Below are 18,574 nucleotides of genomic sequence, written 5' to 3' on the forward strand. Positions count from 1 at the left end.
GTAGAGCACGCGGCTGTTAACCGCGCTGTCGTAGGTTCGAGTCCTACTCGGGGAGTTTTAATTTAATATCTGGCCCCATGGTCAAGCGGTTAAGACATCGCCCTTTCACGGCGGTAACACGAGTTCGAATCTCGTTGGGGTCATTTATGGCGACATAGCCAAGTGGTAAGGCGTGGGTCTGCAACACCCTGATCACCAGTTCAAATCTGGTTGTCGCCTCTGAGGAATCATCGAAAGATGGTTCCTTTTTTTATGCCTGAAAAGCCGTATTTTACAAGGATTTTCGGGATTTCAACTGTTTGATTCGCTGTGAAGTAAGATGGCGCTATCGGATTTTCGCATCTTCTGCTATAATAGAATCATTCAAGAAACGGCATTTTAACATAGCCGCGACAAAATTATTTTATAATATGGAGGAAGCGAAAATGGCAGAAAAATTACAGGAATACAGCCTGACCTGGGAAGTAACGGATGAGATGACGGCAAAGCGAATCGGAAGCGCAGGTTCCCAAATTTTGTCTACTCCGAATATGGTGGCCCTGATGGAGGCGGCAGCGCTGGAACTGGCGAAATCGTATCTGGAGGAAGGACAGACGACGGTCGGAGCGGAGATTCACTGCCGCCATCTGGCGCCGACGCCGGTGGGAATGAAGGTAACAGCGACTGCAAAACTCCGCAGCATTGAGCGCCGGAAAATGTGGTTTGATATTGAAGTAAACGATGAGAAGGGCAAATGCGGCGAAGGGTCCCATCTGCGGATCATGGTAAATTCAAAGGCGATGAGCGACAAGGCAGCGAGCAAGGCGGAATAAGGAGTATCAGGTTTAAGTATCATGCACGGATTTTGCCGTTCTGGAATAAGGGGGAGCGGCAAAATCAGTTTGTGGTATGCCATGCGTGTGAATAGAGATAAAGAAAGGTTACTGGTCACGTGTGTGTGCAGCAACATAGAAAGAGAGGCAGCGGTGCGGACAGAAACGATAGGGTGGATCATTGGCATTTTGATTGCGGCAGCGCTTGTCTGGTGGATTTACCGCAAAATAAAGAGGAAAATACGGCAGCTGGCGAGTACGCCGGAGGTACAGGTGCTTCGGTATGTGGCAAAGCATTTATCGGAAGGTGATTTGACGCAGCCAGACGCATCCAAACCGCGTTCGCTGGCGGGAATGGACCGGCTGTGCCTGCCGCAGATTGCAAAAGATTTCCCGGAGTTTAACTGGAGCGAGTGGAAGGCTCAGATCGAGACAGAATTGAGAAAAAAACTGGAAAAAGAGTATCAGAAGATACATATTCACCGGACGGTCATCAGCCGCTATCAGAAGGAAAAAGGACTCTGCCGGATTCTGTGTGAGTCGGCGGTCGAGTATGAGGAAATGACTGAATATGAGAAAACGCCTGAGATGCAGTCAGAACTGCATTCGAATCTGATTCAGACGGTTTATGAGACGGAACTGGTATATGTCTATGAGGATGCGAAAACAGCAGGGGCAGCGGTTTCGCTTATCTGTCCAAACTGCGGTGCACCGATTCAGAAGCTGGGGTTGAAAAAGTGTGAATATTGTGGTTCCGTGCTGGAAGTCCAGAATAAGAAGGCATGGAGACTGCTGGAGATGCGGGAAAAGTAAGCGGGTGATCTCACGGTAGAATCCGGTGATGGGGAGAGAATGCTCCCGGATAAATTGCAGAAGAGTTTTATATGGGGCAGGAGCTTCCTGATGGCTGCCGCGAAAGCGGACAACCATGCAGGTAGTTTCCTGCCATTTGTCTGTGCCCGGAACGGAGGGAGCCTCCGGCGAAATGCCGACATCGACCTTTCCAGGTCAGACCGCTGTTTCCGTCTGAGACTTGTCGAACTGGCGGATGGAAGTTTCAAGATCCAGATGGGAATGCAGCATTTATTCAGTTTCAACTGGATGTAAATTCATAACCAGCTTTTCCGGATGCCGTCTAATCCACCGCAATGCAATCAGGCAGATGGCAACGGAGATGAGAGATCCGATCGGCGCGGCGAGTCCCATTGGATACAGTGTTTCTGGGAAATAGCGGCAGGCGAGCCATGCCAGCGGGATGCGCGCTACCACGATCGAGATGCAGTTGTGCAGGAACGACAGCCCGGACAGTCCGCAGGCGCAGAAGAAACCGCTGCAGCAGAAATGGATACCGGCGATCATGCAGTCCAGCACATAGCTCTTCATATACTGGGTTCCGAGCCGGACAACCTCTGCCTCATCAGTAAAGAGGGAGACGGCGGCACCGGCAGCAAACTGCATGGCGATTGCGATGATCAGCCCGAAAGAAAATGTGATGCAGATCGCGTAGCGCAGCGTCTGACGGGCACGCTCAGGTTTTCCGGCGCCCAGATTTTGAGCGGAGAGGGCGGAAACCGTGGAGAGAAGCGAGGATGGAACCAGAAACAGGATTCCGATCAGCTTTTCAACGATTCCGACCGCCGCCGCATCATTTAATCCGCGCTGGTTGGCAAACATGGTAATAACCAGAAAAGAAACCTGTATAAAGCCGTCCTGAATTGCAACTGGGATTCCGACCTGCAGGATGGAGGCTATGGTAGTCTTATGTGGATGGAGGTCACGGAGACGAAAACCCGGAAACATCCGTTTTTTAATGATTACGACCAGGGCGATCAGGACACTGCACATCTGTGACAGGGTCGTGCCGAGCGCCGCGCCGGACGGACCGAGCGAAAACACGCCCATTAAAAGGTAATCAAGCGCAATATTGATAATACAGGCGATTGCAACGAAATACATCGGACTTTTGGAGTCGCCCATGCCGCGGAAAATTGAGCTGATGATATTGTAGGCGGTGATGAACGGGATGCCGGCAAAGCAGATCATCAGATATGCCGCGGTGCCGTTTACCGCTTCCTCCGGGACAGACAGCAGCCTGATAATGCCGTGAACCGTCGTCAGCAGAAGTCCGGTCAGAAGAATGGACAGACCTGCAAATAAGGAAATCGTGTTACCGATGCCGCGCGCCGCAAGCTTCCGGTCACCCGCGCCGACCGCGCGTCCGATGAGAACCGTTGCGCCCATCGCCAGACCAACGATCATAACCGTCAGCATATGCATGACCTGACTGCCGACCGAGACCGCCGTCGTCCCATCCACACCGCCAAACTGCCCGATAATAAACAGATCCGCCATGCCGTAGAGTGTCTGCAAAAAATAAGATAACAAGTATGGCAGGGAAAAATAGATAACTGTTTTCAGCACACTGCCGGAGGTGAGATTCTTTTCCATGAATAAATCCTCGTCTTTCTGGTAAAAATAGATGACTCCGCCGTCGGCCGTCAGAAAGAAAACGCCGTAGAAATCATTTTCTGAGTATAGTTTATCAGAAATAACTATAATGTCTACAATAATTATAGAGTCAAGGGAAGAAAATCCTTGTTTTTAAGTAGGAAATTTGTGGTATAATATGAGCACTTAGCGAGGTGTTTTCGAGCTTAGTGCGAGTCATATCTAAATACTTAATGAAGCAGAGCCAAAGGCGATAGCTGAATTTAGTATTTATGGTATAATATGAGAAGGCAAATAAAACCCACTTTGATTTTACACAGGAGGTTTCATGAGTTTAGAGTTTAAAAAAATTGAAGTTAACAGTATCCAGGAGATGCTTCCGTTTTACGCGATGCGCCACAATATGACGTGCGACAGCGTATTTCTGGAGAGCTATGTCTGGAAAGATTATTATAATGTCCGTTATGCAATTTGGGAAAATAAGGCGCTTTTATGGCTGATGGAGAATGAAGGACATTGTTTTTCCGCGATGCCGCTGTGCCGGGAGGAAGACCTGCCAGGGGCGTTTGCGGCGATTGAGGAGTATTTTAATGAAGAACTGGGATATCCGCTGGTTATCAATCTGGCGGATGAGTATGCAGTGAAATATTTAAATCTGCCGGAGGACAAATATCTGGTGGAAGAGCAGGTCGATTCGAGGGATTATCTCTACAACGGCGATGCGATGCGTTCCCTGGCGGGAAAGAAACTGCATAAGAAGAAAAACCGCGTCAACGCATTTAAGCGCGAATATGAGGGGCGCTATGAGTACCGCCGTCTGTGTTGTTCGGACAGCCACGATGTCTGGGTTTTTCTGGACCGCTGGAGACAGCAGAAGGGCGAGGAGGTCGAGGAACATCTCGATTATGAGGTAAAGGGCATTCACGATATTCTGAAAAATTGTTCAGAATTCAGCATCCACATGGGCGGCGTGTATATCGACGGTCAGATGGAGGCATTTACGATCGGAAGCTACAATCCGGTGGAACATATGGCGGTTATCCATATTGAGAAGGCAAACCCGGAGATCAACGGTCTGTACCAGTTTATCAACCAACAGTTCCTGATAGAGGAATTTCCTGAGGCTGAGTGGGTCAACCGCGAGGACGATATGGGATTAGAGGGACTCCGGAAGGCGAAAATGACGTATTATCCGGCGGATTATGCACGCAAATATCTGGTAGAACAGCTGTTAAACGGCAGCAAGGGCTATCACTGGGCGGAGCAGATCGCCAATACGACGGCGGGAAGTGTGCTGACGTATCTGGACGCGGAGGATAAGGACGAGACGAAGCATCTCTGGCATATGTGTTTCCCGGAAGATTCGGAGAGTTTTATCGAGTATTATTATAAGGAAAAGACGAAGGATAACGAGATTCTGGTGAAAAAGGATAATGGACTTCTGATTTCGATGGTGCAGTACAATCCGTATGCGGTGAAGCTGCGTGGACGCCTCTGGAAGCTCGATTATCTGGTCGGGGTGGCGACCGAGGAGAGCCGCCGCCGCGAAGGACATTTCCGGGACGTATTTGTGAAAATGCTTCACGACGAGGAGGCAGCCGGAAAGCCGATCACGTATCTGGTTCCAGTCAACCCGGCTGTGTATGCGCCGATGGGATTTACCTTCATCGGAAATGTGGCATTCTATGAGCTGACCGAGGAGGCGAAACAGACGCTGACGCGCACGGTGTGCCAGGATACGCCGGAGGACTGCGGGCGGGCTGCTGTCTATATGGAACAGTGGCTGGGAGCACGGTATGAGATGTATACGCGCCGGGATGCGGCGTATATGAGCCGTTTCATCAAGGAGCTGGCTTCCGAAAATGGCACGCTGGAATTCCTGGAACAGGACGGCAGGCTGGTTGGTCTGGATGCCTACTGGGGCTGGGAAGTCCGTGAACACCGGCTTTTGTATGCGGAGGACGCATACACGGTCAAGACAGGAGAGAAGCCGTGGAATATGGCGCGCCTGACGAATATCGGGGCGCTGCTGGCGGCATTTGGCTTAAAACAGGCAGAGCAGCAGGGAGGAGAAAAACGTATGCTTACACTCGGCATCCGCATGAACGATCCGATTCTGGAAATGAACAACGGTGAATTTGTCTGGACGATTGGGGAGACAGGTTCCAGCCTGAAGGCGCGGAAACCGGAGCCGGATACCTGCGGCTGCACGGAAAATGTTTCCATATGGCTGGAGACGAAGCCGGAAGAGCTGGTAAGCTGGCTGTTTGGCTGCCGGAAAGCGGAAGAAATCTGGGGCGGACAGTTTGAAAATAAGGAGCTGGCAGAGATTCTGGCACAGGTTGATACGGTGAACGGCGTGTATCTGGATGAGATTGTGTAGAGTGCGTGCTGTAATTGTATAGTATAGAAAATATGCTGACTTTATGTAAACTAATAGAAACAGTATGTTTTCAGAAAAAGGAGAGGAGAGTGCGTCAGATGGGAGAGACAGACATATTAAAAAAATGGATTAATGAGTCAAATTATATTGTATTTTTTGGCGGGGCGGGTGTTTCGACCGAGAGCAATATCCCGGATTTTAGAAGCACGGACGGGCTGTACCATCAGGAGTATGACTATCCGCCGGAAACGATTTTAAGCCACAGCTTTTATATGAGAAAGCCAGAGGAATTTTACCGGTTTTACCGCAATAAGATGCTGTTCCCGAATGCAAAGCCGAACCGGGCGCATCTGGCGCTGGCGAAGCTGGAGCAGGAAGGAAAGCTGAAAGCGGTTATTACCCAGAATATCGACGGGCTGCACCAGGCAGCAGGCAGCAAAGAGGTGCTGGAGCTGCACGGATCGGTGCTCCGCAACCATTGTACGCGCTGCGGCAGGTTTTACGGATTGGATGATATTTTGAAGATGAAGGGCGTGCCGAAGTGCGGCTGCGGCGGCGTGATCAAGCCGGATGTCGTGCTGTATGAGGAAGGACTGGACAATGAGGTAATTGAGCGGTCAATTGCCCATATCCGCAAGGCAGATATGCTGATCATCGGCGGTACCTCGCTGGTGGTGTACCCGGCAGCGGGGCTGATTGATTATTATCATGGAAATAAACTGGTTCTGATCAATAAATCAGCGACCTCGCGCGATGGTCAGGCGGATCTGGTTATCAGCGACAGCATTGGGAAGGTGCTGGGGGACGCGGTCGGAGTATAAGGTAGTAACAGGGGAGAGAGGAAATGGTATACGAGGTTGGAGATATTGTAAAACTCAAAAAGCCGCACCCGTGCGGCAGCCATGAGTGGGAGATCCTGCGGGTCGGCGCGGATTTCCGTTTGAAATGTGCCGGCTGCGGGCATCAGGTGATGATGGCACGACCATTGGTAGAAAAGAGTACCAGAGGACTGAAAAAAGCGGGAGAGAAGTCCGAATAAGAGCGGCGGGTGGGCGTACAGATGCAGGCAGCTTCATGATCTGGCAGTCAGTAAAAGAATGCAGTAAGAAGGGGCAGAAAGCCCGGAAAAAACGAGAAAATTTACATAGAAAATCTCGAAAAAGTGCTTGCCAAGCCGTTCCTTTTTTGGTATCATAGATATTCGGTAATATATAACACAAAAATCCTTACTCCCTGCTGGAGTCAGGGGGTCAGTGACCACAAGGAGGTAAGAAAGAGCATGAACAAATATGAATTAGCAGTTGTTCTTAGCGCAAAACTCGAGGACGAAGAGAGAGCCGCAGCGATGGAGAAAGTAACAGGTTACATCACACGTTTCGGCGGTACAGTAACTGACATTGATGAATGGGGCAAGAAGAGACTTGCTTACGAGATTCAGAAAATGAAAGAAGGATTCTACTACTTCGTACATTTCGAGTCTGATTCCGTATGCCCGAATGAGGTGGAGAACCACATCCGCATCATGGAGCCGGTTATCAGATACTTATGCGTAAGACAGGATGCGTAAGAGTAGATAAAGAAAGAGTGATCGTATGAATAAAGTAATTCTGATGGGCAGATTAACGAGAGATCCGGAAGTGAGATACTCTCAGGGCGAGAGAGCTATGGCAATCGCCAGATACACGCTGGCAGTAGACCGCAGAGGCCGCAGAGGCGGAAACGGAGACGACAGCGCACAGACAGCGGATTTCATTCCGTGTGTTGCATTTGACAGAGCAGGCGAATTCGCTGAGAAGTATTTTCATCAGGGAACCAAGCTCGTAGTAACCGGAAGAATTCAGACTGGCAGCTATACCAATCGTGACGGCCAGAAAGTATATACGACAGAAGTGATTGTAGAGGATCAGGAATTTGCAGAGAGCAAGAATGCGGCATCTGGCAACAGCGACGGCGGTTACCGTCCGGCAGAGCGCCCGGCTCCGTCCAGCGCAATCGGCGATGGATTCATGAATATTCCTGATGGAGTAGAAGACGAAGGCCTTCCGTTCAACTAGGTTCGGGAATCGGTCCCCCGGCGGACGGAGTGCGCGAGAGCGCCATCAGGCTGATGTGTGTGAAGGAGGAAAGACCAATGGCATTCAATAAAGGCGATAAAACAGACGCTTCCAAGATCAGAAGAGGCGGTATGCGTAGAAGAAAAAAAGTTTGTGTATTCTGCGGCGAGAAGAACGGCGAAATCGATTACAAAGATACAAATAAATTAAAGAGATACGTATCCGAGAGAGGAAAAATCCTTCCGAGACGTATCACTGGCAACTGTGCTAAACATCAGAGAGCTCTGACTGTAGCTATCAAGAGAGCAAGACATCTGTCCCTGATGCCGTATGTTTGCGAGTAATCCTTGTAAAATAAGAGTTTTTTAAGGGTAAAGGAAGATTTTTACTCAAATTTCACTCAATTATTGAGGATAAAAATGATTGGGATTCCATGTGAGAGATCATGTGGGATCCCTTTTTGTATAATAGGAAATTCCATGGAATTCCCTATTACACAAAAAAACAGATTTCGAAAATAAGTGCTTTACAAAAACACTTTAGTATGCTAATATGGTAGCATATTAAAAAGCGAGACGGAAACCGGCAAAGGGAGAACGGCTTCCACTGTCTGAAAATGAGGAGGACACTAATTATGAAAAAGAGATTTGTGAGCGCAGCGCTGGCTGCAGTAATGGCACTTTCCATGACCGCATGTGGCAGCAGCAACAGCGCAGCAGAGACAACCGCAGCAGACACAGAGGCGGCTGAGAGCCAGGCAGAGGAAACCACCGCAGAAGAGGCGAAGACAACCGACGGCGGCACTCTGATTGTTGGTTTTGATCAGGATTTCCCGCCGATGGGATTTGTAGGCGATGACGGCGAGTACACCGGATTTGACCTGGAGCTGGCACAGGAAGTTGCAAAACGTCTGGGTCTGGAATATAAGGCACAGCCGATTGCCTGGGATTCTAAAGATATGGAGCTTGAGTCCGGCAATATCGACTGCATCTGGAATGGATTTACGATGACGGGTCGTGAGGATGATTACACCTGGACTGAGCCGTACATGGCAAACCAGCAGGTATTTGTCGTAGCCAATGATTCGGATATCAACAGCCAGGCGGATCTGGCAGGCAAGATCGTAGAGGTTCAGGCAGATTCTTCCGCAGAGGCAGCTTTAAAAGAGGCACCGGAACTGACCGCTACTTTCAAGGAGCTTCTGACAACCGCTGATTACAACACCGCATTCATGGATCTGGAGCAGGGCGCCGTTGATGCCATTGCGATGGACGTAATCGTAGCTGGTTATCAGATTCAGCAGAGAAACGCTGATTTCAAGATTCTGGACGATTCCCTTTCTGAGGAAGAATACGGCGTAGGCTTCAAGAAGGGCAACACCGAGTTAAGAGATAAAGTTCAGAGCACTCTGGAAGAGATGGCAGAGGATGGAACCTTACAGGAAGTTTCTGAGAAATGGTTTAGCAAGGACGTAACTACCGTCGGCAAATAGTAATTAATCGTTGATTGTAAAAACGAAACATTATTAAATAATAGGAATAGGGACGGCTGTGAATGATTTCATGGCAGTCCCCATTCGCGGTTTATGTGTTTAACTGTGAAGTCACAGCACATTCCGTTACCGGGCACGTATGCGTGAACAGTAACGAATCTACATTTTAGAAAGCAGGTATGGAATAATTATGGGTAAGATGACACTCCAGCAGATGATTACACAGCTTGCGGGTGGTATGGCAGTCAGCACACAGATTTTTGTGATCACACTGCTATTTTCACTTCCGTTAGGACTCGTGATCGCGTTCGGGCGTATGTCGAAGAACAAGCTGATCCAGACGATTGTAAAAGTATATATTTCGATTATGCGAGGCACGCCGCTGATGCTACAGCTCATGGTGGTGTATTTTGGACCGTATTATCTGTTCCGCATCAAAGTCGGCAGCAGTTACCGTCTGTGGGCTACCTTCATCGGTTTTGTCATTAACTATGCGGCATATTTTGCCGAGATTTACCGCAGCGGCATCCAGTCGATGCCGGTCGGACAGTATGAGGCAGCGGAGATTCTGGGTTATGGAAAGGCACAGACCTTCTTCAAGATCATCCTGCCGCAGGTAATCAAGCGGATTCTTCCGTCGGTGACGAATGAGGTCATCACGCTGGTAAAAGATACGTCTCTGGCGTTTACGTTGAGCGTGGCGGAGATGTTCTCAATCGCCAAGGCGCTGGCGGCATCCCAGACGAATATGATGCCGTTTGTGGCAGCAGCCGTCTTTTACTATATTTTCAATCTGGTTGTGGCAGTTGCAATGGAATGGATTGAGAAAAAGCTGGATTATTACCGATAGAAGCGGGAGGAATGTGGAAAATGAACCTGTTAGAATTAAATCATGTGGAAAAATCATTCGGCGATCTGTCGGTTTTAAAGGATATTTCACTGAGTGTGAGCGAGGGCGAGATCGTGTCCATCATCGGACCGTCCGGCTCGGGTAAATCGACGCTTCTGCGCTGCGCGACGATGCTGGAGACGATGGACCACGGCGAGATCGTATATTTAGGAAAGAGAGCAGCCTGGACGGGCGCGGATGGCAAGGTCAGCTATGCGGATAAGAAGGACATGAAGGAGATCCGCAGCCAGTACGGTCTGGTATTCCAGAATTTTAACCTGTTTCCGCACTATTCTGTGCTGAAAAATATCACAGACGCGCCGATCCATGTGCAGAAGCGCGACAAGGAGACGGTTTATAAAGAGGCGCGCGAGCTTCTGAAAAAAATGGGTCTGGAGGATAAGGAGGACTATTATCCGTACCAGCTCTCCGGCGGTCAATGCCAGCGTGTGGCGATCGCCCGTGCATTGGCACTGAATCCGAAGATTCTGTTTTTCGACGAGCCGACCTCCGCACTGGATCCGGAGCTGACGGGAGAAGTATTAAAGGTTATTAAGTCGTTAGCGGATCTGCACATCGCGATGGTGATTGTTACCCATGAGATGGCGTTTGCAAAAGATATTTCCCACCGCGTGATCTTCATGGCAGACGGACTCATCGTCGAGGAGGGCGCGCCGGAGAAGGTGTTTGCTTCGGATAATGAGAGAACGAAGAGCTTTTTGGGACGGTATGGTAAGATTCTGTAAGAAATAATTAGGAAAATGGAAGATGGGCGTTGCTGGTTTTGGAGTGGAAAATCGGCGACGCCCGTTTTTTATGGGGAAGCATTTTATGGGGAAGCATATAAGTGTTATTTGCAATTTTACAGTAAATGTGATACGCTTTTATCAAGTATTCCGATTTGCGAGGCAGTAGATACCTTTCAAAAAGGAATGGAACAGAAATAATCGAGTGTTCCGGCGATGCTGGAAGTGGTGAAAAGCGATGCTGACGTTTGAGACGGGTCTTGAAGGAAAGGGGAGCGGTTCATGGAGATTCGTATACCCTTTTTGAGATGGATGGAGTCCGCGTCTACGCGGGCTCTTTTTGATCCATTTGCTTTATAGAAAGGCGGGTCTGGAAAAAGTGGTGCCTGTGGATGGAAGATTTTGCAGGACAGGATCGCAGCATGGTTTTTAGCAGAGATATTTGAAATGGTATCTGTTGTAGAGAAAAATTTGGACAGATAAACAGGAAGATATGAGGGAAAAACATGGAGACAGAATCAAGAGTTGCCGTGATCGGTATTGTGGTCGATCAGACGGGAGATACGGAAGAGTTGAATAAGGTGCTGCACCAGTACGGGCAGTATATCGTAGGGCGGATGGGGATTCCTTACCACAAACGGAACGTGAATATTATCAGCGTCGTGATTGACGCGCCGGGTGATGTGATCAGTGCGCTGTCCGGGAAGTTGGGGATGCTGCGGGGGATTTCTTCGAAGGCGCTGTATTCGAAGGCACCGGAAGCACAGGAATGAAAACGAGGTGGCGGAATGGCAGATTTTACACGCGCGGGACTTCGACCGTCTGACTGGTGGCGGGAGGCGGTCCGTACAGGCGCTGAACAGATAGAAACGATTACAGAATTAAAGAGATTGATTGACCGTCTGGAAGCGGGGGAGTCCCTGACGGAGGATGAGTGGGTCAGTCTGATCGAGGGACGTTCACCGGAGCTGGCGGACTACCTCTTTGAAAAAGCGCGCTGCATCCGGGAAAGAGAGTACGGAAAAGCGGTGTATGTGCGGGGACTCATTGAGTGCAGCAATTATTGCAAAAACGACTGTCTTTATTGCGGCATCCGAAGGAGCAATCGAAATGCAAGCCGGTACCGCCTGAGTCGGGAGGAGATTCTTTCCTGCTGTGAGAATGGTTATCAGCTGGGATTCCGCACCTTTGTTTTGCAGGGCGGTGAGGATCCGGCGATGACGGACGACTGGGTGCTGGAGATGGTGCAGGCGATCCGGGCGGAATTCCCAGATTGTGCGATTACTTTGTCGCTCGGAGAAAAGAAGTATGATACGTTGAAACGCTGGAAAGAGGCAGGGGCGGACCGGTATCTGCTGCGCCATGAGACGGCGGACGCGTGCCATTACGCGAGACTGCATCCGGCAGAGATGTCATTTGAACACCGGATGCAGTGCCTGCGTGATTTAAAGGCGCTTGGTTATCAGACCGGATGCGGTTTTATGGTCGGTTCTCCGCACCAGACGGCGCGCTGTCTGGCGGGAGATATGCGTTTTATCGAAGAACTGGATCCGGAAATGGTGGGAATCGGTCCGTTTATTCCGCAGCACGACACTCCGTTTGGCGGGAAGGCAGCAGGAACGTTGGAAGAGACACTGTTTCTTTTAGGGCTGCTTCGCCTGCTGAAGCCGAAAGTGCTGCTTCCGGCGACGACAGCGCTCGGAACGATTCATCCGATGGGACGCGAACTGGGGATTCTGGCAGGCGGAAACGTCGTGATGCCGAACCTGTCTCCGGTCGGGGTGCGCGCCAAATATATGCTTTATGACAATAAAATCTGTACGGGAGACGAGGCGGCGGAGTGCATCAACTGCATGAAGAGGCGCATGGAAAGCATCGGGTACGAGGTAGTCATCGACCGGGGAGATTATAAGGGGTAAAAGCCTGCGATTTGGTTTGTTGGCATCGAAAAATGCTTACAGATAAATAAACTGACGGGGAAGGACGCGATGGACGGCTGATCATGCTGGCATTTTTGAAATTGATAATTCCGGAGGAAAACATGACAGCTATCATCCTGACCTGTAAGAAAAGGAGAAGAAACTATGAGTTACAATTACAACCCATCATCCCAAAAGGCAGAGGAATTTATCAACCATGAGGAAATTTTAGAGACTCTTTCCTATGCCGAGAAGAACAAAAACAACGTGGAACTGATTGACCAGATTCTGGCGAAGGCGCGGCTTCGAAAAGGGCTGAGCCACCGCGAGGCGGCAGTGCTTCTTGACTGCGAGATCCCGGAAAAGGTGGAGGAGATCTTTGAGCTGGCGCGCCAGATCAAGCAGGATTTCTACGGAAACCGGATCGTCATGTTTGCGCCGCTGTATCTGTCGAATTACTGCGTGAATGGCTGCGTGTACTGTCCATACCACATGAAAAACAAGCACATTGCCAGAAAGAAGCTGACGCAGGAGGAAATCCGGCGGGAGGTAATTGCGCTTCAGGATATGGGACATAAACGTCTGGCGCTGGAGACGGGCGAGGATCCGGTTAACAATCCGATTGAATATGTGCTGGACAGTATCAAGACAATTTACAGTATCAAGCATAAAAACGGGGCGATCCGCCGGGTCAATGTCAATATTGCGGCGACGACGGTGGAGAATTACCGGAAGCTGAAAGAGGCGGGAATCGGAACGTACATCCTGTTCCAGGAGACGTACCATAAGGAGAGCTATGAGCGCCTGCACCCGACGGGACCAAAGCACAATTACTGTTATCACACGGAGGCGATGGACCGCGCGATGGAGGGCGGTATCGACGATGTAGGAATCGGCGTTTTATTTGGTCTGGAGTTGTACCGGTATGAATTTGCAGGACTTTTGATGCACGCGGAACATCTGGAGGCAGTTTTTGGTGTTGGTCCGCACACCATCAGTGTGCCGCGCATCCGCCGGGCGGACGATATCGACCCATCGACCTTTGACAACGGCATCAGCGACGATATTTTTGAGAAGATCGTAGCCTGCATCCGGGTGGCAGTTCCGTACACGGGCATGATTATCTCAACAAGAGAGAGCAAAGCCTGTCGGGAGCGGGTGCTGCGGCTGGGCGTATCGCAGATCAGCGGCGGTTCCCGCACCAGTGTCGGCGGATATGCAGAGGAAGAGCCGGAGGAGGAAAATTCGGCGCAGTTCGATGTGAGCGACAACCGGACACTCGACCAGGTGGTCCGCTGGCTGATGGAATTAGGCTATATCCCAAGCTTCTGTACGGCGTGCTACCGGGAAGGACGGACGGGCGACCGATTTATGAGCCTGTGCAAGAGCGGGCAGATTCAGAACTGTTGTCATCCGAATGCGCTGATGACGCTCAAGGAGTATCTGGAGGATTATGCGGCGCCGGGGACGAAAGAGATTGGAGAGAAGCTGATTCAGGCGGAGATCGGTTCGATTCCGAAAGAAAAAGTGCAGGAGATCGTGAGAAAAAATCTGGTTGAAATTGAAAAGGGGCAGCGGGATTTCAGGTTTTAACTAAATCAGGAGGATCAAAATGGGAATGAATGAGACGCCGTCCGGCGAGCGGGTACATATCGCGTTTTTTGGACGGAGAAATGCGGGAAAATCGAGTCTGGTCAATGCGGTGACCGGGCAGGAGCTGGCGATTGTGTCGGACATCCGGGGGACGACGACCGATCCGGTCTATAAATCGATGGAGCTTCTGCCGCTCGGTCCGGTGGTTATCATCGACACGCCTGGAATCGACGATGAGGGCGAGCTGGGCTTAAAGAGAGTTGGCAAGACTCGTCAAGTCTTAAATAAGGCGGATCTGGCAGTCCTGGTGGTGGATGCGGTGGAAGGAATCAGCAGCTGGGAAGAAGAGATGATCCGGCTGTTTGAGAAGAAGGAAATCCCGTATCTGGTGGTTTACAATAAGATGGATTTGCTGACGGGAAAATCGGAACAGGAACCGGTTGTGGAACATACCGCCTATGTGAGTGCCCGGACGAGAGAAGGAATCCAGCAGTTAAAAGAGCAAATGGCACGTCTTACGTCACAGGAGACGGATGAAAAACGGCTGGCTGCTGATCTAGTAAAACCGTTTGATACGGTAATTCTGGTTGTTCCGATTGACAAGGCGGCGCCGAAGGGGCGGCTGATTCTGCCGCAGCAGCAGGTCATCCGGGATCTGCTGGACATCGGTGCGATGCCGTTTGTCTGCCGGGAAAGTGAACTTTCGGAGACGTTTGCAAAATTGAAAGAAGATCCGGCATTGGTAATCACGGACAGCCAGGTATTTCCGCTGGTAGACCGGCTGACGCCGCCGCAGGTGCGTCTGACTTCCTTTTCCATTTTGTTTGCGCGGTATAAGGGGGATCTGAAACAGGCGGCAGAGGGCGCAAAAGCGCTGGAAATGATACAGGACGGAGATCCGATCCTTATTTCCGAGGGCTGTACACATCATCGCCAGTGCGGTGACATCGGCACGGAGAAGCTGCCGGACTGGATCAGCCAGTACACGGGAAAAGCGCCGGAGTTTCATTTTACGTCGGGGACGGAATTTCCGGAGGATGTGTCCGGCTATAAGCTGATCGTTCATTGCGGCGGCTGTATGCTGAATGCGCGGGAGATGAAGAGCCGTCTTCGCAGCGCTGCCGATCAGGAGATCCCGATGACCAATTATGGGATTTTGATTGCCTATATGAAGGGAATTTTGAAACGGAGCATGGGGGCACTGGAGCCGGTCAGGTAGGAAATTTGGGCGGAGAAATGAACGGAAAGAGCGTAAATAATTAGAAATTTAGAAATAAAGGCGGATAAAGTTGCTGGACGATGGAAATGCCTGTCGGACAGCAGCTTTTTTCATAAGAAATTGCGTCCTATGAAAAAACGCTCCGCGAGGATGTGCACTCGCGTGAAGCAGTTTTTAGATTTCGCAGATGCCAGAATGTAAACTATATTAATCTGGTATGTTGACATTTAAAAATCAACGGTTTATAATAGCGAAAGTTAGCTAAATGAGAAAAATGGGATATTTTTGAGTTTGACCGAAGGATAACTAAAGAAAAAGTGTTTTGATTTTGATAAGGAGTAGAAGATATGAGTTTACAACTGGCAGAAGAGATTATAAAGGGACGCCGTCTGAAACGGGGCGAGGATTTAAGCTTTTTATTGAGTGAGGATCTGGATGAGCTTTGTGCGGGAGCTGATAAAATCCGGAAGGAGCTCTGCGGAAACCATGTGGATCTGTGTTCTATCATTAATGGACGAAGCGGACGCTGCGGCGAGGACTGCAAGTTTTGCGCGCAGTCAGCCTGTCATCATACGAAGGTGGAAGAATATCCATTTCTGGAGCCAGAGGAGATTCTGGAGGACTGCAAGCGTCATGAGGCAAAGAAAGTACATCGTTACTCCATCGTGACGGCGGGACGTGCGCTGACGGGAGCGGAAATGGAGAAGGCGCTTCGGGCATACCGCGCTATGAAGAAGGAATGCAAGGTAGAGCTCTGCGCCTCCCACGGACTTCTGTCACAGGAAGATTTCAACCGTCTGAAAGAGGCGGGCGTGGGACGGTATCATGCTAATATTGAGACTTCCCGGAGAAATTTCCCGAATATCTGTACCACACATACATTTGAGGACAAGCTGGAGGTCATCCGGCGTGCGCAGGCGGCGGGACTTTCCGTTTGTTCCGGCGGTATCATCGGCATGGGAGAAACCTGGGAAGACCGGATCGACATGGCAATCACGCTGAGCGAGCTTGGAATCAAGTCAATTCCGATCAATATCCTGCGTCCGATTCCGGGCACGCCGCTGGAACATCAGGCAGCGCTTTCGGAGAATGAGATCCTGCGGACGATTGCTATTTTCCGCTATATCAATCCGACTGCGATGGTCCGTCTGGCAGCAGGACGAAATTCAATGGAACATTCCGGCGAACGGGCATTCCGCTCCGGCGCGAATGCAGCCATCACCGGAGATATGCTGACAACTTCCGGAAACCGCATCAGCGAGGACCAGGAGATGTTGGCGGCTATGGGTTTCACATTATAAAAAAGGAGTATCCATATCATGAGTAAAATACTTTCTGCAGAAGCGGAGCACAGACCTTACTTTACAACCAAACGGATGGCGCTGATTGGCGTGATGACGGCGATAACCTGTATTCTGGGACCGCTCTCGATTCCGCTTCCATTCAGCCCGGTTCCGATTTCCTTTACAAACCTTGCTATTTATCTGGCGGCATATGTGCTGGGAATGAAAGCTTGCACGATCAGTTACCTGATTTATATGCTGCTTGGCATGGTGGGCATTCCGGTATTTTCCGGATTTACGGCAGGAGTCGGTAAACTGGCAGGACCGACCGGCGGCTATCTCGTCGGATTTATCCTGATGGCGCTGATTGTTGGATTTTTCGTAGATCATTTTCCGGGCAAAGTAGCCCTGCATATCGTAGGCATGGTATTGGGACTGGCAATTTGCTATATTTTCGGAACGGTATGGCTGGCAGGTCAGCTTAACATGACCTTTGTAGCCGGACTGGGTGTGGGCGTTATCCCGTATCTGCCGGGCGATGCAGTCAAAATCATTTTCACAGTTTTGATCGGACCGAAGCTGCGCCGGGAAATTTACCGGTTAGGAGACTAAAAAGTGTTTGACGGTAAAAACGACAGTTTAGATAAAATGATAATTTAAAATGAAGGTCAGATGGGTGAAGGTGGAATACATAAAACGCTTTCACCCATTTTTTTTGTGAATGAAACGAAGAAGTTAGTTGAAATTTTATAGAAAGTAAGAAGAAAAGAGAAAAATAAAAGCAAAAGAAAACAGAAATAATTACATATATGGAATAAGATACAGAAAAATAAGAAGAATATGCGACTAAACTTGAACAATTTTGAGGCATATGTTATACTAAAGACAGAAAAAAGAGGGAGTTCCGGAGGAACAGGGAGGAGGCAGTTGTATGGAGAAAAAGATTATCACTATCAGTCGTGAATATGGAAGCGGAGGTCGTGAGATTGGTCTGGCAGCGGCTAAAAAACTGGGAATGGAATTTTATGATAAGGAATTGATCGATGCTGCTGCGAAGGAGATCGGTTTTCCGGCGGAAATTATTGCGGATCGTGAGCAGCGCCTGACAAATAGTCTGCTTTACAATTTCGCGATGGGAACTTTGTATGGACTTTCCTATCCGAAGGAGCCGAAGCTCAGTGAACTGCCATTGACAGAGCAGATCTATGTGGCGCAGAAGAAGGCGATCGAGGAGGCGGCAAAGCGCGGAAGCTGCGTATTCATCGGCAGATGTGCCGATTATATTCTGAAAAGCCGTCCGGATGTACTGCGTGTCTTTGTTTATGCGGATCGTGATATCCGGCTTCGCCGCGCGATTGATGAGTACGGGGATCTGGAAGAGCATATTGATGAATTTATGCACCAGACCGACAAACGCCGTCGGATCTACTATGAAAACTATACGAATCAACGCTGGGGCGACAGAGACAACTATGATCTGATGCTGAACAGTGGAGATTTGGGAATTGAGAAGTGCGTGGAGTTGATTTGCCAGGCGGTGAAGTAAAAGAAGAGTGGCATTTATAGTTTCATGCAGTCGATATGAGGATATCTAAGATAACAAATGCAAAGAAGATGATTGAAATTTTTTGTAGTTATGTTATCTATATATAAAGGATCTCACCGATAGACGGTTGGACCCTTAAATGATAAGTTAAAAATAACCGCTCAAGTTTGCAGGACCGGGGCGGTTATTT

The 18,574-nt window shown here is 49.6% G+C and carries 20 protein-coding genes and 2 tRNA genes; 21 read left to right on the forward strand and 1 reads right to left on the reverse strand.

Going from position 1 to position 18,574, the window contains the following annotated elements:
• The first annotated feature begins 71 nt into the window (after nucleotides 1-71).
• From DW931_RS11440 to DW931_RS11460, 5 genes are all read left to right on the forward strand, one after another.
• Nucleotides 72-143 (forward strand) — tRNA-Glu (locus DW931_RS11440).
• A gap of 5 nt (nucleotides 144-148) precedes the next feature.
• Nucleotides 149-219, forward strand: a tRNA-Cys gene (locus DW931_RS11445).
• A 206-nt stretch (nucleotides 220-425) separates the two neighbouring features.
• Nucleotides 426-812 carry a thioesterase family protein gene (locus DW931_RS11450; RefSeq protein ID WP_022358901.1) on the forward strand — a complete coding sequence of 129 codons (387 nt, stop codon included), beginning with the start codon at nucleotides 426-428 and terminating at the stop codon, nucleotides 810-812.
• A gap of 87 nt (nucleotides 813-899) precedes the next feature.
• On the forward strand, nucleotides 900-1,625 hold the full coding sequence (locus tag DW931_RS11455) for a hypothetical protein (RefSeq protein ID WP_207664450.1): 726 nt from the start codon (nucleotides 900-902) through the stop codon (nucleotides 1,623-1,625).
• A 90-nt stretch (nucleotides 1,626-1,715) separates the two neighbouring features.
• Nucleotides 1,716-1,919: a hypothetical protein gene (locus DW931_RS11460; RefSeq protein ID WP_118469349.1), complete on the forward strand. Its 204-nt coding sequence runs from the start codon at nucleotides 1,716-1,718 to the stop codon at nucleotides 1,917-1,919.
• Here DW931_RS11460 and DW931_RS11465 read toward each other — a convergent pair.
• Nucleotides 1,896-3,260 (reverse strand): MATE family efflux transporter, encoded by a 1,365-nt coding sequence (locus DW931_RS11465; RefSeq protein ID WP_118469348.1) that lies wholly within the window; start codon nucleotides 3,258-3,260, stop codon nucleotides 1,896-1,898. The genes DW931_RS11460 and DW931_RS11465 overlap by 24 nt on opposite strands.
• 328 nt (nucleotides 3,261-3,588) lie before the next feature.
• Between DW931_RS11465 and DW931_RS16495 the strand changes: the two genes are divergently transcribed.
• The 16 genes from DW931_RS16495 (at nucleotide 3,589) to DW931_RS11545 (ending at nucleotide 18,384) form a co-directional block, all read left to right on the forward strand.
• Nucleotides 3,589-5,643, forward strand: coding sequence for a GNAT family N-acetyltransferase (locus DW931_RS16495; RefSeq protein ID WP_118469347.1), 2,055 nt, complete (start codon nucleotides 3,589-3,591; stop codon nucleotides 5,641-5,643).
• A 98-nt stretch (nucleotides 5,644-5,741) separates the two neighbouring features.
• Nucleotides 5,742-6,464, forward strand: coding sequence for an NAD-dependent protein deacylase (locus DW931_RS11475; protein ID WP_118469346.1), 723 nt, complete (start codon nucleotides 5,742-5,744; stop codon nucleotides 6,462-6,464).
• Nucleotides 6,465-6,487: 23 nt separating this feature from the next.
• The gene (locus tag DW931_RS11480) at nucleotides 6,488-6,682 is read left to right on the forward strand and encodes a DUF951 domain-containing protein (RefSeq protein ID WP_022358896.1); all 195 of its coding nucleotides are present in this window, start codon (nucleotides 6,488-6,490) and stop codon (nucleotides 6,680-6,682) included.
• A gap of 240 nt (nucleotides 6,683-6,922) precedes the next feature.
• Complete coding sequence (gene rpsF / locus DW931_RS11485; protein ID WP_107001800.1) at nucleotides 6,923-7,210, forward strand: 30S ribosomal protein S6; 288 nt, start codon at nucleotides 6,923-6,925, stop codon at nucleotides 7,208-7,210.
• Nucleotides 7,211-7,235: 25 nt separating this feature from the next.
• A complete protein-coding gene (locus DW931_RS11490) occupies nucleotides 7,236-7,697 on the forward strand; it encodes a single-stranded DNA-binding protein (protein WP_022358894.1) in 462 nt (153 codons plus the stop codon).
• Between the two features lie 77 nt (nucleotides 7,698-7,774).
• A complete protein-coding gene (gene rpsR / locus DW931_RS11495) occupies nucleotides 7,775-8,041 on the forward strand; it encodes a 30S ribosomal protein S18 (RefSeq protein ID WP_022358893.1) in 267 nt (88 codons plus the stop codon).
• A 290-nt stretch (nucleotides 8,042-8,331) separates the two neighbouring features.
• A complete protein-coding gene (locus tag DW931_RS11500) occupies nucleotides 8,332-9,189 on the forward strand; it encodes an amino acid ABC transporter substrate-binding protein (RefSeq protein ID WP_118293963.1) in 858 nt (285 codons plus the stop codon).
• 199 nt (nucleotides 9,190-9,388) lie between these two features.
• Nucleotides 9,389-10,039, forward strand: a complete 651-nt coding sequence (locus tag DW931_RS11505; protein ID WP_333489850.1) for an amino acid ABC transporter permease — start codon at nucleotides 9,389-9,391, stop codon at nucleotides 10,037-10,039.
• A gap of 20 nt (nucleotides 10,040-10,059) precedes the next feature.
• Entirely contained in the window at nucleotides 10,060-10,824 is a 765-nt protein-coding gene (locus tag DW931_RS11510) for an amino acid ABC transporter ATP-binding protein (protein ID WP_022358890.1), read from the forward strand.
• A gap of 506 nt (nucleotides 10,825-11,330) precedes the next feature.
• The gene (locus DW931_RS11515) at nucleotides 11,331-11,597 is read left to right on the forward strand and encodes a TM1266 family iron-only hydrogenase system putative regulator (RefSeq protein ID WP_022358889.1); all 267 of its coding nucleotides are present in this window, start codon (nucleotides 11,331-11,333) and stop codon (nucleotides 11,595-11,597) included.
• Between the two features lie 90 nt (nucleotides 11,598-11,687).
• Entirely contained in the window at nucleotides 11,688-12,743 is a 1,056-nt protein-coding gene (gene hydE, locus DW931_RS11520) for a [FeFe] hydrogenase H-cluster radical SAM maturase HydE (protein WP_243015261.1), read from the forward strand.
• Nucleotides 12,744-12,908: 165 nt separating this feature from the next.
• On the forward strand, nucleotides 12,909-14,336 hold the full coding sequence (gene hydG / locus DW931_RS11525; RefSeq protein WP_022358886.1) for a [FeFe] hydrogenase H-cluster radical SAM maturase HydG: 1,428 nt from the start codon (nucleotides 12,909-12,911) through the stop codon (nucleotides 14,334-14,336).
• A 19-nt stretch (nucleotides 14,337-14,355) separates the two neighbouring features.
• Nucleotides 14,356-15,555: a [FeFe] hydrogenase H-cluster maturation GTPase HydF gene (gene hydF / locus DW931_RS11530; RefSeq protein ID WP_118469343.1), complete on the forward strand. Its 1,200-nt coding sequence runs from the start codon at nucleotides 14,356-14,358 to the stop codon at nucleotides 15,553-15,555.
• Nucleotides 15,556-15,902: 347 nt separating this feature from the next.
• Nucleotides 15,903-16,856, forward strand: a complete 954-nt coding sequence (gene bioB, locus DW931_RS11535; protein ID WP_118469342.1) for a biotin synthase BioB — start codon at nucleotides 15,903-15,905, stop codon at nucleotides 16,854-16,856.
• An 18-nt stretch (nucleotides 16,857-16,874) separates the two neighbouring features.
• Nucleotides 16,875-17,450: a biotin transporter BioY gene (locus DW931_RS11540; RefSeq protein ID WP_118469341.1), complete on the forward strand. Its 576-nt coding sequence runs from the start codon at nucleotides 16,875-16,877 to the stop codon at nucleotides 17,448-17,450.
• Between the two features lie 319 nt (nucleotides 17,451-17,769).
• Nucleotides 17,770-18,384: a cytidylate kinase-like family protein gene (locus DW931_RS11545; protein ID WP_118469340.1), complete on the forward strand. Its 615-nt coding sequence runs from the start codon at nucleotides 17,770-17,772 to the stop codon at nucleotides 18,382-18,384.
• Nucleotides 18,385-18,574 lie beyond the last annotated feature (190 nt).

It is taken from the genome of Clostridium sp. AM43-3BH (genome assembly GCF_003479985.1).
Taxonomy (GTDB): domain Bacteria; phylum Bacillota; class Clostridia; order Lachnospirales; family Lachnospiraceae; genus Otoolea; species Otoolea fessa.

Coding starts and splice junctions, on each gene's coding strand:
- DW931_RS11450 (WP_022358901.1), top strand. CDS start 426: ATGGCAGAAAAATTACAGGAATACAGCCTGACCTGGGAAGTAACGGAT.
- DW931_RS11460 (WP_118469349.1), top strand. CDS start 1,716: ATGGCTGCCGCGAAAGCGGACAACCATGCAGGTAGTTTCCTGCCATTT.
- DW931_RS11465 (WP_118469348.1), bottom strand. CDS start 3,260: ATGGAAAAGAATCTCACCTCCGGCAGTGTGCTGAAAACAGTTATCTAT.
- DW931_RS16495 (WP_118469347.1), top strand. CDS start 3,589: ATGAGTTTAGAGTTTAAAAAAATTGAAGTTAACAGTATCCAGGAGATG.
- DW931_RS11475 (WP_118469346.1), top strand. CDS start 5,742: ATGGGAGAGACAGACATATTAAAAAAATGGATTAATGAGTCAAATTAT.
- DW931_RS11480 (WP_022358896.1), top strand. CDS start 6,488: ATGGTATACGAGGTTGGAGATATTGTAAAACTCAAAAAGCCGCACCCG.
- rpsF (WP_107001800.1), top strand. CDS start 6,923: ATGAACAAATATGAATTAGCAGTTGTTCTTAGCGCAAAACTCGAGGAC.
- DW931_RS11490 (WP_022358894.1), top strand. CDS start 7,236: ATGAATAAAGTAATTCTGATGGGCAGATTAACGAGAGATCCGGAAGTG.
- rpsR (WP_022358893.1), top strand. CDS start 7,775: ATGGCATTCAATAAAGGCGATAAAACAGACGCTTCCAAGATCAGAAGA.
- DW931_RS11500 (WP_118293963.1), top strand. CDS start 8,332: ATGAAAAAGAGATTTGTGAGCGCAGCGCTGGCTGCAGTAATGGCACTT.
- DW931_RS11505 (WP_333489850.1), top strand. CDS start 9,389: ATGACACTCCAGCAGATGATTACACAGCTTGCGGGTGGTATGGCAGTC.
- DW931_RS11510 (WP_022358890.1), top strand. CDS start 10,060: ATGAACCTGTTAGAATTAAATCATGTGGAAAAATCATTCGGCGATCTG.
- DW931_RS11515 (WP_022358889.1), top strand. CDS start 11,331: ATGGAGACAGAATCAAGAGTTGCCGTGATCGGTATTGTGGTCGATCAG.
- hydG (WP_022358886.1), top strand. CDS start 12,909: ATGAGTTACAATTACAACCCATCATCCCAAAAGGCAGAGGAATTTATC.
- hydF (WP_118469343.1), top strand. CDS start 14,356: ATGGGAATGAATGAGACGCCGTCCGGCGAGCGGGTACATATCGCGTTT.
- bioB (WP_118469342.1), top strand. CDS start 15,903: ATGAGTTTACAACTGGCAGAAGAGATTATAAAGGGACGCCGTCTGAAA.
- DW931_RS11540 (WP_118469341.1), top strand. CDS start 16,875: ATGAGTAAAATACTTTCTGCAGAAGCGGAGCACAGACCTTACTTTACA.
- DW931_RS11545 (WP_118469340.1), top strand. CDS start 17,770: ATGGAGAAAAAGATTATCACTATCAGTCGTGAATATGGAAGCGGAGGT.